Here is a 12,190-nt window from a genome sequence, read left to right on the forward strand (position 1 = left end):
AAAAATTGAGATACATGTTGATTCTGTTTTTCATTTTCTCACTATGATACAATGAAAAGCACTGATTCATTTTAGTTTCATACAATATAGCCTTAAAATAGTGGCATAATTGACTTGTAGAATCCTAAATATAAAGGAGGAACTTCTAGTGACGGTTCCATTTGTTGCAGTAGAAGGTCCGATTGGTGTAGGCAAAACTTCATTGGCAAAAGAGGTAGCGACGACATTTAATTACCATCTATTAAAAGAAATTGTAGACGAAAATCCGTTTTTAAATAAGTTTTATGAAAATATTGAGGAGTGGAGTTTCCAAACGGAAATGTTCTTCCTATGTAATCGCTATAAACAATTAACAGATATAAAGAAGTTACGTTTAGCACAAAAGACATCAGTTGTATCGGACTATCATATTTTTAAAAATTTAATTTTTGCAAAGCGTACATTGCCACCTGCCGAGTACGAAAAGTATGAAGAAATCTATCAAATTTTAACGAAAGATATGCCTGTACCCAATGTCGTTGTTTATTTATATGCTAGTGTTGATACGTTAATGAAACGCATTGCTAAACGAGGGCGTGAATTTGAGAAAATGATTTCACGTGAATATATGGAGCAGTTAGTAGCAGACTATCATACTTTTACAGAGCACTTTGAGCAGCTACATCCTGAAATACCTGTAATCCGATTTAATGGAGATCAACTTGATTTTGTGAAAAACCCACAAGATTTACAATATGTATTAAAAACAATCGAAGATACGTTACAACAAAGGAGCTTGCAACAATGAATTTGAGAGAGAAATATGATATTCCACCACAAACTGTTATTACAATTGCCGGAACAGTAGGTGTAGGAAAATCAACGATGACAAAGGCGCTAGCACAAGCGTTAAATTTCCGTACATCATTTGAAAAAGTAGATACCAATCCATACTTAGATAAGTTTTATGATGACTTTGAAAAATGGAGCTTCCATTTACAGGTCTATTTTCTAGCAGAGCGTTTTAAAGAGCAAAAGCGTATTTTCGAGTATGGTGGGGGCTTTGTGCAAGATCGTTCTATTTATGAAGATACAGGGATTTTTGCCAAAATGCATTATGATAAAGGAACAATGAGTCCAACTGATTATGAAACGTATCGTAATTTATTTGATGCGATGGTGATGACACCGTATTTCCCGCACCCTGATTTATTAGTTTATTTAGAGGGACCGATTGATGATGTCATTGGACGTATTCAAGAGCGTGGTCGTGAGATGGAGCAGCAAACACCGAATGATTATTGGATTGAAATGCATGAGCGTTACGAAAATTGGATAAATAATTTTAATTCATGCCCTGTCCTACGTTTAGATATTAATGATTATGATTTATTAAAAAATCCAGACGCAATTGAATCAATTGTCAGTCGCATAAGTCATATGCTAAAGCAAACAAGTCATTTACGTAAATAGAAGAAAAGCTATATAACAGTAAAGACGTTGAAGAAGGAAACTCCAAGAGTTCTGGCCGAAAGCGAAGCGTCAGGCTCAAACAAGTCATTTACGTAAATAGAAGAAAAGCTATGTAACAGTAAAGACTTGAAAGCAAAAGGAACGTAGAAAGCTTCCAAATAGAAATAGAAGGACTTTGTATTTTAAAATAAATAACAGAAATAAGACCAAGAGACGTGAGACAATATGATACCTATTGTTTTCACGTCTTTTGTAATAGGAGGAATAAATATGAGAATCGCAGTATATTGTGGATCAGGACTAGGCAATAACCCGATTTATGCTGAAAAGGCAAGTGAATTAGGAACGGTATTAGCACAACATGGACATGGTATTGTTTATGGAGGTTCTAAAATAGGATTGATGGGTAAAGTGGCAGATGCTGCCTTAGTAGCAGGTGGAGAGGTGATTGGCGTCATGCCTACTCATTTACAAAAACAAGAAAGCGTTCATGCCGCATTGACAGAAATCCATTTTGTAGAATCCATGCATATACGTAAGGCAAAAATGGTTGAATTAGCAGATGCTTTTATTGCGTTACCAGGTGGTGGCGGTACACTGGACGAATATTTTGAAGTATTTACATGGGCGCAGATTAGATTACATGAAAAACCTGTTATTTTATTTAACGTCAATGGTTTTTATGACGCACTTCTACAACATTTTTCTAAAATGCTCGAGGAGGGCTTTATACGCCCAGAACACAAAGCGTTAATTCGTGTCGCAACAACGGCAGAAGAAGTTTTAACAATGATAAAATAAGAAAAAAAGCATAATTGAGCATAAGAATAGTAAAAATACAAATTTATAGTATTTTTAAGACTCTATTAGATATATTATAATATATAACAATGCATTTTTTCAAAAGAAGAAAGTAGATTAGAGATAACGCTAGTACAATAGGGTGATAGAGGTGGATGTTATGCAAAAGAATGATACACAAGTCACAGATGATTTAGTTGTTCAAGCAATTGAGCGTAATATAGCGATTATCCGATTTGATATGAACCGAAAAGTTGCTTATGTAAATGAGCTTTTTGCAAAAACAATGGGCTATACAGTAGAAAAAATGATGGGGAAAGACCATAAGGAATTTTGTTTTCCTAATTACGTGAAGAGTCCTGAATACGAGAGGTTTTGGCGTAATTTAGCAGCAGGTAAGAGCTATCAAGATAAAGTAGAACGAATGGATGCTCATGGAAATAGTATTTGGCTAGAAGCTACCTATATGCCCGTATTTGATAATCATTCAAGAAGAGTTATTGGTGTATCCAAAATAGCAACAAATATTACAGAACGTCAAAATACCATTGTCAATGTAGCAGATCAGTTAAAACAAATGTCCACTAAGCTTTACAGTCGTTCAGAGGCAGGTATTAAAAATAGTGAAAATTTACTTGTAACAATTCAACAAGTTTCAAAGGAATCTTCGGAAAATGTTAAAAATTTAGATCAATTACAAAATCAAGCAGATTCCATTAAAGGCATTGTCAAAACAATTCAAGGTATTGCCTCCCAAACAAACTTACTAGCTTTAAATGCAGCTATTGAAGCCGCAAGAGCTGGAGAGTATGGCAGAGGTTTTGATGTTGTCGCCAAAGAGGTACGAAAACTTTCCGTAAGAGTAGAGCAATCAATTTCAGAAGTGAAAGAAAATGTGGAAGGGATTGTACGCGAGATTGGGCAAGTAACAGAAAGCATCACGCGAATTTCTGAAGAAATTGAAAAAACGAATGGACAAATTACTGTGACGACGAGTGATTTTGCTGAAATCGCTTCTGCAGCAGAGGCTTTAGATGAACGGTCTAAACAATTTATTGAAATAATTTAAAAGATGCCTGAGGCAAATGGTCACGATATGAACATTGCCTTAGGTGTTTTATTTTGTTTAAAAAACGGGATAACGGCGCCCGTTTTTAACAACATATTTCACTAAATTTTCTGAATTATATTGAAATAGTAGATGTGTTTTATTTACAATAATTGTGTAAGGTATTCATAAATCATAATAGGGGTGTTATGCATGGCAAAGGTGGAAATAAGTTTTAAACATTTACCAACGACAGCAATTTCAGATGCAACTGGGGGACATACAAATTTACGCAGTGACATTAAACCGTTAGCAGACCATTTTAAAATAGCAGGTCGAGCGGTTACTGTACGTTTACCAGATGGCGAAAATGGAGCTGTACTTGAAGCGATTCGAGCAGCTAGCGAGGGTGATATTTTGGTCATTGATGCAAAGGGTAATAGAAATCGTGCGGTAGCAGGAGATTTTGTTATTTCTTTAGCAAAGGGTATGGGTGTACAGGGCTTTGTAGTAGACGGGGTTATTCGTGATATTGCCGCGATTCGGGAACTAGATTTTCCTGTATTTTCACTTGGGACAACCGTAGCAGCAGGCAACAAAAATGGCGGCGGTAAAGTGAATGTGCCAATCGCAATTGGCGGTGTAACAGTGCAACCAGGTGATTATATTATTGGAGATGTAGATGGCGTTATTGTCGTGCCTAAAGAGGATGCAGAGCGTATTGTTGCAGCCGCTGAGGCGAAAGTCGAAAAGGATGAAGTGCGTGCACAAGAAGCCCATGTCAATGGCAAAGCGTCTATTATTGCTTATTTAGATAAAGTACTGACAAAATAAAAAATGCCTCACGATGTCATAAGCCATCGTGAGGCATTTTTTATGAATTTATGCTAAATTTTCATTTTCTTTAAAGTAGTTTTTCATTTTTTCTTTATCGAAGCGGCCTTCCCATTTCGCCATTACTAATGAAGCTAGTGAGTTACCGATTACGTTAACTACTGTTCGTCCCATATCAAGGATACGGTCGATACCAGCAATAAATGCTAAACCTTCGATTGGAATACCAACAGTACCTAAAGTGGCAAGTAATACTACGAATGATACGCCTGGTACACCGGCAATCCCTTTAGAAGTAACCATTAATACAAGCATTAATGTAATTTGTTCCCCGATGCTTAAGTGAATACCATACATTTGGGCAATGAATAATGCAGCAATTGCTTGATACAATGTTGAACCATCTAAGTTAAAAGAATAACCTGTTGGAATAACAAAAGAAACAATATCTTTTGGTGCACCTAATTTCTCCATTTTTAACATCACTCGTGGTAAGACAGCTTCCGAGCTAGCAGTGGAGAAGGCTAAAATTAACTCATCTTTTAACACTCTGATTAAGTAGAAAATGTTGACACCGGCAAATTTTGCAACGAGGCCAAGAATAACAAAGATGAAGAATAACATTGTGACATATACAAGTATTGCAAGCTTACCTAAAGGTATGAGGGAAGCAAAACCATATTTGGAAACGGTTACACCAATTAAACCAAATACCCCAATTGGAGCGAATTTCATCACAAGGTTCGTTACCCAGAACATAGCATCTGCTACACCTTGGAAGAAGTCCAATACTGGTTTACCTCGTTCTCCAATTGCAGCTACCCCTAAACCAAAAATAACAGAGAAGAAGATGATGGCAAGCATATTGCCTTCAGCCATTGATTGAATAATATTTGTCGGTACAATACCTACAATAATATCAAATGGACCTTCATGCTGTACTTCTTCAGTTGTTGAAACGTATTTTGAAATATCCCCTTGCGAAAGTTCGTTCATATTGATGCCAGCACCTGGTTGGAACAGGTTTGCTGAAAGTAATCCAACAACAATCGCTACTGTTGTAATGATTTCAAAGTAAATAAGCGATTTTCCGCCTAATCTTCCGAGCTGTTTCATGTCTCCAGTTCCAGCAACACCAACAATTAAAGTCGAAATGATAATAGGTACTACAATCATCTTAATTAGATGTAGGAAGATATCCCCTAATGGTTGTAAATATGTTTCAACTTTGGGGTTACCATAAAAGATACCACCAATAATTATCCCTAAAATCAAACCGATTAAAATTTGAGCGGCTAAACTGATTTTAAATTTCTTTTTCAAAATCTTAATTCCTCCCCTATATTAAAATTTTTAGGACACGCCTTACTTTAATAATACGGAGGACTTATGAAATCCGACAAAATCCGAGAAAATTAATTTACTTTTGTTAAAATGTCTGAATATAACACCTGAATAAACTTTTTAATATTGACCTTTGCTTTGCGATTCCCGTGGTCTTCGATTTGCGTCATAAGCTGGCGAATCTCTTTAAAATCAAAGTATCGAGGTGCATAATATTCAAATTCAGAGTTTGTATAATCAACGACACCTAAATTGGCGAGATTAATCATGGCAGCTAAAATCGTTCGACGTACACGCTGTTCAATCGCTTTACTCTCTTTCAATATTTCATCAGGAGTTGACTTTGTGACAGCTGCTATTTCCTCATAGAGCTCTTTTAATGGAGGAAGTGGCGCAATTTTGTGCTGATGAGCTAATAATGTTTCAATAATTGCTATAATATCCTCACTTCCAATTTCACCGACAATCCCCATATCATTTAAGATCGATTGGATGTGGTCTCGCGATGTAGCTTTATTGTTTATTTGCTCACTTAGATCGATGTTCGTTAGCGATTGTCGAATAACTAATAGGGAATTTTTTAGGCGAAATTGTTCCGTTGTTTTGCGTAAAACATTTTCAACCTCAATACGGTTAATGGGTTTATGAATAAAGAAATCTATCCCTTGTTCATAGGCCTCGCCGACCATTTCCTTATTAACAACTTGTGAAATCATAATAAACTGTCCTTCAAATCGATTCTGAAGAAGATGCTCCACTGTTGCTATACCATCTAACTTAGGCATAAGTAAGTCGATTAGTACAAATTCAGGTTGTGTCATTAATATTTGTGGAATGGCATCTACTCCATTGCGTGCTTCGCCGATTACTGTACCTAAACCACTATCTTCAATAATTTGTTTTAGCATCACGCGGCTTGCACGATCATCATCTACAATAAAATACCTCATTTAAGTCTCTCCCGTTAGAATAGTTTGCGTAGGAATTATAATTTTAAACACCGTTTTGTAGTTATTTGATTCAACTGAAATGGAGCCATTTAATTTTGAAATTAATTCAGCGACATGTGATAGTCCAATTCCTGTAGCTGCTACACCTTCAACATTGTATTTCGTCGTATAGCCAGGTTCAAAAATAATAGAAAGGTCACTTTCGAAGATGCCTTTTCCATCATCACTTACTGTTATTACAGTATCAACCTCCTGCTGTTGAATATCAATAGATATGATACCTTGCTTTTCTATTGCTTCAATGGCATTAGCAGTTAAATTATTTAATAGTGCCAGCAAGGCAATATGCTCTTTCGTTAAAAAATCAGTATCTAAACTTATATTAAACTGGATGTCTTTACCGAGTAACTCACTGTATTTGCGATTGCCGTCTTCTATATAATGTAATAATTCTGATAATCGTAATGAGCCAAAGCTCTTGTCCCCAACAATTTTAGATATACCCGCATAAATACGCTGAGAATCTTTTTTGACTTCATGAATTTCCTGGGCAATATGAAGTGCTTGTATACTTTCTGAACGATTGCCCTGTGCTTTTAATTGTCTATACAAATCAAACCCATTGGCAGTAATCGTTTCAATATGATTCATAGATTTTTTTAAATAGAGCGTCTCTACATATAAATCTGAACCAATCGTAAGCATTTCCTGCACGCGTTTTTTTTGCTCGGCAATAACAATAGAGCTATAAATGCCAACAACAAAAAAACTACGTAATAGGGCAACGGCTAATAAGATGAGCAGGTCATGAATAAATAAAATTGTATAAGATTGGACAAGGAAACGTAGCAATTGTTCCGCTAAATTACTAATGACCTCACTGAAGGCTACTAGTAATCCTAACTTTAATGGCTTTTCACGATATTGATGAATATTTAAAAACTGTAGGCATATTGCAAACAATAAATAAAATGTCCCAGCAGGTAAGTGAGTATAAATACCATCTATTAAAGATGTATTATGCGTATAGTAACTAATAGCGATTCGTAAAGTGGTTGTTACAATGCTAGTTACAATACCGGCTAATATAATAGGTGTCGGTCTAAGTAAGGTGCATAAAAAGAATATAATTGTCCCCAGACCAAAGCGAAAAGAAGTATTGGCGAAAGGGATGATTTTAATTTCACTACCGATAGCCGTTAATAAAGCGATGGATATAATCCATGTGAGGGAACTACGAGAAATAAAGGCTTTGGAATACATATTAAATATCCTCCCTAAAGTATTTAAGAGCAAGATAGCTAATAAAAAAATACCACAACCTAATCGGAAGTGGTATTTAATAAGTATGACATACAATTTTTTAAGCAAAAAAAAACGGCTACATCGTGTAGTCGGATTTTAAAAAACTGGAGGAGGTAGAGGGATTCGAACCCCCGCGCGGTGTTACCCGCCTGTCGGTTTTCAAGACCGATCCCTTCAGCCAGACTTGGGTATACCTCCATACTATATTGCTTCGATGTCTTATCGACAAGAACTAATTTATCATGATTTTATTTTGACGTCAACATCTTTTTGAAAAAATAGTAGGTTTTAAAAAATTAATTTTTATTAATTAAGAATGTACTTAAATAATTTGTGCAATTCGTTGCAATTTATACAAACTGAAAGTATACTAGTTATTGCCGTGCTAGGTGGGAAGGTAGCGGTGTCCTGTAACTCGCAATCCGCTCTAGCGAGACTGAATTCCTTTTTCGAGGCTGTCCGTATTGTTTGGTCTGCCTTTTGCACGTAGTGTTGACGATTGGGTCCTGCGCAATGGATACCCATGAACCATGTCAGGTCCGGAAGGAAGCAGCATTAAGTGGTCTTATTCATGTGCCGCGGGGTTGCCTAATCTGAGCTAACGACAAGAGTAACGCTTATGTGCGGCTGTCGAAGAAAGGTGCACGGCATTAAATTGCCAATTTAAACGCATTCGTCTACTGTAGGCGAGTGCGTTTTTTTATATTATAAAATAGGACACGGTTTTATAAACAAGGCTGCCGATGCTATAATAGTTTTATTAATATTGAAAAAGAAGGGGAGAGGAAATCATTGACGTATCAAGCATTTTATCGTGTGTATAGACCACAATCATTCCGAGAAATGTCAGGTCAAGCGCATGTCAAAAGAACGCTGCAAAATGCTCTCCTAGCGAATAAAACAACTCATGCTTACTTGTTTTCTGGACCTCGGGGTACAGGGAAAACAAGTACAGCTAAAATTTTTGCTAAGGCTTTAAATTGCGAGCATGCTCCAGCAAGTGAACCTTGTAATGAGTGTGCAACTTGTTTAAGCATTACAGATGGTTCTCATCCAGACGTTATTGAATTTGATGCAGCTTCTAATTCACGTGTTGAAGAAATACGGGACATTATTGAAAAGGTACGTTTTGCTCCAGCTAGCAGCAGGTTTAAAGTGTACATCATTGATGAAGTGCATATGCTGTCTACAAGTGCCTTCAATGCGCTTTTAAAAACGCTAGAAGAACCACCACCTCACGCTGTATTTATTTTAGCAACAACAGAACCTCATAAATTACCTGCAACGATTATTTCACGTTGCCAACGTTTTGACTTCAAGCGACTTTCAACTAACGATATTATCGAGCGCATGAAGGTCGTACTAGAAGATATCGAACTCCCATTTGAAGAACAAGGTCTAAAAGTCATTGCGCAGTCAGCAGCGGGCGGTATGCGTGATGCATTGAGCTTGTTGGACCAAGTTGTATCCTTTAGCGGTGAGATGTTGAAACTAGAAGATGCACTACTAGTCACAGGCTCAATTAGTCAGGATGTTTTCTATGATTTAGCTGAAGCTTTAAAGGTCAAAGATGTGGCACAAATGCTTGCGCTGTTAGAGCAGCTAATCGCAGATGGGAAGGATCCGTTGCGCTTATCAGAGGATTTAATTACATTTTTCCGCGATTTACTGCTTTTACAAACGAGTGAGAATTTAGCTGAACTATTAGAGTTAGTATCACCTGAGGAGCGCGTATTTGCATTGGCACATGACTTTGCACCAGATATGCTTTATGGCTACATCGACATTTTAGCGAAAACACAACAAGAAATGCGTTTCTCGCATCATACGAAAATCTATTTGGAAACAGCATTGCTAAAAATGACACAGTTTTCGGGTGGCGTAGTCAATCAAACTGCCCCATCAAGTGAGGCGGTAATGAGCCCAGAACTAGCGCAAAAAATCATTGCGCTTGAGGAAATGGTGCAACAACTATCTTTACAAATACAAAATGGTGCGCCGTCACAAGCTACTCAGGTTGCCAAAGAACAACGTCCGCGTGCAAAAAGTCCAAATGGTTATAAGGCGCCTACTGGTCGTATTCAAGAAGTGCTAAAGGATGCGACAAAGCAAGATGTGCAACGTGTAAAGGCTGTATGGGCGCAGGCGTTAAATCAATTGCAAAAGTCACAATCAGCTCTTTTAGCAGAAGCTGAACCTGTTGCGGCATCTTCGAGTGCTTTTGTGTTAAAATTCAAGTATGATATTCATTGTCAAATGGTTGCTGATAATCAAATGCTAAAAGCACAATTCACACAACTTATTGCAGGTCAAACAGGCACGATGTATGAAATGCTTTGTACGCCAGAAGAAACATGGTTAAAGTTGCGTGAAGAGTTCATTCGTGATCACGGATTACATCAAAAGAAAGCACCATTAGCTAACGATGATCCGAATGTTGAATTATTGGAACCACCACCGGCAGAAATGCCAGAAGAACCTTTTATCGATGATGCGCAACCGCTGGCATCACAAGATCCATTGGTGACGGAAGCGGAAAAGCTGTTCGGTAAGGATTTTGTTGAAATTATTGAAGACTGATTACTTAGGAGGAATAGGTTATGCGTGGAATGGGAAATATGCAAGGCATGATGAAAAAAATGCAAAAAATGCAAAAAGAAATGATGGAAGCTCAAGAAGCTTTAAATGCTGAACAATTTGAAGGTGTTGCTGGCGGCGGTATGGTGAAAGTAACAGTTACAGGTCAACGTGAAGTAGTAGAAGTGAATCTTGATACTTCGGTAGTAGATCCTGACGATATCGAAATGTTACAAGATTTAATTGTTGTTGCAACGAATGAAGCACTTAAAAAAGTAGAAGAAAAAACAAATGCAACAATGGGTAAATTTACGCAAGGCATGAACCTTCCATTCTAGGAGGTAACAATATGTATTACCCAGAACCAATATCAAAATTAATCGATAGTTTTATGAAATTGCCAGGTATCGGGCCAAAAACCGCAGCCCGACTGGCGTTTTTTGTGTTAACAATGAAAGAAGATGACGTTCTTTCTTTTTCCAAAGCTTTAATAGATGCAAAACGTAATTTAAGTTATTGCTCTGTTTGTGGCAATATTACCGATGTAGACCCATGTCATATTTGTACCGATAAACAACGCGATGCCTCAGTAATTTGCGTTGTTCAAGATACAAAGGACGTTATTGCAATGGAAAAAATGCGTGATTACCATGGTAAGTACCATGTGTTACAGGGGGCTATTTCACCAATGGATGGTATCGGCCCAGAGGATATTAATGTAGCCTCACTGTTAGTACGCTTACAAGATGAAACGGTGCAGGAGCTTATTTTAGCAACCAATTCTACTATTGAAGGTGAAGCGACGGCTATGTATATCTCTCGTCTTGTTAAACCATCTGGCATCCGCACAACACGCATTGCGCACGGATTACCAGTAGGTGGAGATTTAGAATATGCTGATGAAGTAACGTTATCGAAGGCAATGGAAGGCCGCCGAGAGTTATGAGTGAGGGATTGAAATGTTCTTCCGCAATAAAGGAAAGCTAAAAAGAGAATTTGACGAAAAGCTTGTTAATCTCATTAAACAAACAAAAGAAGATTTACAACAAGCAAAATTGATTGAAGAATTATTAAATGATTATGATTTAGAAGTTATTGCTCAGCGAAAAGCAGCAGAGAGTATTCATTTTTATTTATTTAAAGAAGCTAGAATTCGACGAGTACTAATAAAATAATGATTGTAGAGTTATAGACGTGCTATAGGAATCATAAAATTACATAATTATGATCGAAGGGGGCAAGCATATGCCGTGGACTGTAATTGTGAGTATTTGTGTTCCTGTAGCGCTTCTTTTTCTTTATATAGTAGGAAGACACGTTAAATTGGGTAAAGTATTAGAAGGACTATCCGTATTTTGGTTCCGATTTGCATTTGCATTTTTATTATTATTCATTATTCATTTAGGTGTTGGTTATAGCGGTTATAATGTACCAATTAACCTGTTTTCCGTATTCACAATTGCATTGTTGGGCATTCCAGGTGTACTAGGAATCACTTTTTTAATATTATTTTTATAAAAGGCTTGCAAACTATAAATATTGTGATATAGTAATAAGAGTCGTTAAGATAACAACTGAAACAACTTGTATAAAACAAAAAACAATTTAAAATAAATTGTTGACATCGATTTGAAAAGATGGTATTATATAAGAGTTGCTGAAACAAGCGGCGACAAAATGAACCTTGAAAACTGAACAAGCAAAACGTAATCAATATAGTTTTTATTAGCTAACTTCGTTAGTGAACGAAACAAATTTTGGACATCAAAATTGATGCCAGCAAAACAATTTGAGCTAATCAAATTTCTTTTATGGAGAGTTTGATCCTGGCTCAGGACGAACGCTGGCGGCGTGCCTAATACATGCAAGTCGAGCGAAC

Annotated in this window: 13 protein-coding genes, 1 tRNA gene, 1 rRNA gene, 1 other RNA gene and 1 pseudogene; 13 read left to right on the top strand and 4 right to left on the bottom strand. The window is 36.8% G+C overall.

Translation table 11 applies throughout. The features are described from left to right. Positions 1-148: 148 nt before the first annotated feature. From C9J37_RS24675 to C9J37_RS24695, 6 genes and pseudogenes are all read left to right on the top strand, one after another. On the top strand, positions 149-787 hold the full coding sequence (locus C9J37_RS24675) for a deoxynucleoside kinase (protein ID WP_107897528.1): 639 nt from the start codon (positions 149-151) through the stop codon (positions 785-787). Beyond that, the gene (locus C9J37_RS24680; RefSeq protein ID WP_024362947.1) at positions 784-1,452 is read left to right on the top strand and encodes a deoxynucleoside kinase; all 669 of its coding nucleotides are present in this window, start codon (positions 784-786) and stop codon (positions 1,450-1,452) included. The genes C9J37_RS24675 and C9J37_RS24680 overlap by 4 nt, the downstream gene beginning before the upstream one ends. A 270-nt stretch (positions 1,453-1,722) precedes the next feature. Continuing rightward, positions 1,723-2,253, top strand: a complete 531-nt coding sequence (locus tag C9J37_RS24685; RefSeq protein WP_107897529.1) for an LOG family protein — start codon at positions 1,723-1,725, stop codon at positions 2,251-2,253. A gap of 160 nt (positions 2,254-2,413) precedes the next feature. Continuing rightward, positions 2,414-2,788, top strand: a pseudogene (locus C9J37_RS29790) (PAS domain-containing protein); the annotation flags it as partial. A 42-nt stretch (positions 2,789-2,830) separates the two neighbouring features. Beyond that, a complete protein-coding gene (locus tag C9J37_RS29795) occupies positions 2,831-3,322 on the top strand; it encodes a methyl-accepting chemotaxis protein (RefSeq protein WP_407656270.1) in 492 nt (163 codons plus the stop codon). A 192-nt stretch (positions 3,323-3,514) separates the two neighbouring features. Continuing rightward, positions 3,515-4,135 carry an RraA family protein gene (locus tag C9J37_RS24695; protein ID WP_107897531.1) on the top strand — a complete coding sequence of 207 codons (621 nt, stop codon included), beginning with the start codon at positions 3,515-3,517 and terminating at the stop codon, positions 4,133-4,135. 48 nt (positions 4,136-4,183) lie between these two features. On the opposite strand, the gene C9J37_RS24700 is transcribed toward C9J37_RS24695, so the two are convergent. The 4 genes from C9J37_RS24700 to C9J37_RS24715 form a co-directional block, all read right to left on the bottom strand. After that, complete coding sequence (locus C9J37_RS24700) at positions 4,184-5,458, bottom strand: cation:dicarboxylate symporter family transporter (protein WP_107897532.1); 1,275 nt, start codon at positions 5,456-5,458, stop codon at positions 4,184-4,186. Positions 5,459-5,550: 92 nt separating this feature from the next. Next, positions 5,551-6,429 carry a response regulator gene (locus C9J37_RS24705; RefSeq protein ID WP_024362951.1) on the bottom strand — a complete coding sequence of 293 codons (879 nt, stop codon included), beginning with the start codon at positions 6,427-6,429 and terminating at the stop codon, positions 5,551-5,553. Further along, positions 6,430-7,692: an ATP-binding protein gene (locus C9J37_RS24710; protein WP_107897533.1), complete on the bottom strand. Its 1,263-nt coding sequence runs from the start codon at positions 7,690-7,692 to the stop codon at positions 6,430-6,432. It lies immediately after the preceding gene. 147 nt (positions 7,693-7,839) lie between these two features. Beyond that, positions 7,840-7,932, bottom strand: a tRNA-Ser gene (locus C9J37_RS24715). A gap of 182 nt (positions 7,933-8,114) precedes the next feature. Between C9J37_RS24715 and ffs the strand changes: the two genes are divergently transcribed. The 7 genes from ffs to C9J37_RS24750 form a co-directional block, all read left to right on the top strand. Beyond that, an RNA gene (ffs, locus tag C9J37_RS24720) (signal recognition particle sRNA large type) lies at positions 8,115-8,382 on the top strand. A 144-nt stretch (positions 8,383-8,526) separates the two neighbouring features. Next, entirely contained in the window at positions 8,527-10,314 is a 1,788-nt protein-coding gene (gene dnaX, locus C9J37_RS24725; protein ID WP_107897534.1) for a DNA polymerase III subunit gamma/tau, read from the top strand. Positions 10,315-10,334: 20 nt separating this feature from the next. Next, positions 10,335-10,649, top strand: coding sequence for a YbaB/EbfC family nucleoid-associated protein (locus C9J37_RS24730; RefSeq protein ID WP_024362954.1), 315 nt, complete (start codon positions 10,335-10,337; stop codon positions 10,647-10,649). A gap of 11 nt (positions 10,650-10,660) precedes the next feature. After that, on the top strand, positions 10,661-11,257 hold the full coding sequence (gene recR / locus C9J37_RS24735; RefSeq protein ID WP_024362955.1) for a recombination mediator RecR: 597 nt from the start codon (positions 10,661-10,663) through the stop codon (positions 11,255-11,257). A gap of 13 nt (positions 11,258-11,270) precedes the next feature. Beyond that, a complete protein-coding gene (locus C9J37_RS24740) occupies positions 11,271-11,486 on the top strand; it encodes a YaaL family protein (RefSeq protein ID WP_024362956.1) in 216 nt (71 codons plus the stop codon). Between the two features lie 70 nt (positions 11,487-11,556). Next, positions 11,557-11,829: a pro-sigmaK processing inhibitor BofA family protein gene (locus C9J37_RS24745; protein ID WP_107897535.1), complete on the top strand. Its 273-nt coding sequence runs from the start codon at positions 11,557-11,559 to the stop codon at positions 11,827-11,829. A gap of 290 nt (positions 11,830-12,119) precedes the next feature. Continuing rightward, positions 12,120-12,190 (top strand): 16S ribosomal RNA (locus C9J37_RS24750); the annotation flags it as partial.

The organism is Lysinibacillus mangiferihumi, from assembly GCF_003049665.1.
GTDB lineage: Bacteria > Bacillota > Bacilli > Bacillales_A > Planococcaceae > Lysinibacillus > Lysinibacillus mangiferihumi.

Coding starts and splice junctions, on each gene's coding strand:
- C9J37_RS24695 (WP_107897531.1), top strand. CDS start 3,515: ATGGCAAAGGTGGAAATAAGTTTTAAACATTTACCAACGACAGCAATT.
- C9J37_RS29795 (WP_407656270.1), top strand. CDS start 2,831: ATGTCCACTAAGCTTTACAGTCGTTCAGAGGCAGGTATTAAAAATAGT.
- C9J37_RS24705 (WP_024362951.1), bottom strand. CDS start 6,429: ATGAGGTATTTTATTGTAGATGATGATCGTGCAAGCCGCGTGATGCTA.
- C9J37_RS24685 (WP_107897529.1), top strand. CDS start 1,723: ATGAGAATCGCAGTATATTGTGGATCAGGACTAGGCAATAACCCGATT.
- C9J37_RS24740 (WP_024362956.1), top strand. CDS start 11,271: ATGTTCTTCCGCAATAAAGGAAAGCTAAAAAGAGAATTTGACGAAAAG.
- C9J37_RS24680 (WP_024362947.1), top strand. CDS start 784: ATGAATTTGAGAGAGAAATATGATATTCCACCACAAACTGTTATTACA.
- C9J37_RS24745 (WP_107897535.1), top strand. CDS start 11,557: ATGCCGTGGACTGTAATTGTGAGTATTTGTGTTCCTGTAGCGCTTCTT.
- C9J37_RS24730 (WP_024362954.1), top strand. CDS start 10,335: ATGCGTGGAATGGGAAATATGCAAGGCATGATGAAAAAAATGCAAAAA.
- C9J37_RS24710 (WP_107897533.1), bottom strand. CDS start 7,692: ATGTATTCCAAAGCCTTTATTTCTCGTAGTTCCCTCACATGGATTATA.
- recR (WP_024362955.1), top strand. CDS start 10,661: ATGTATTACCCAGAACCAATATCAAAATTAATCGATAGTTTTATGAAA.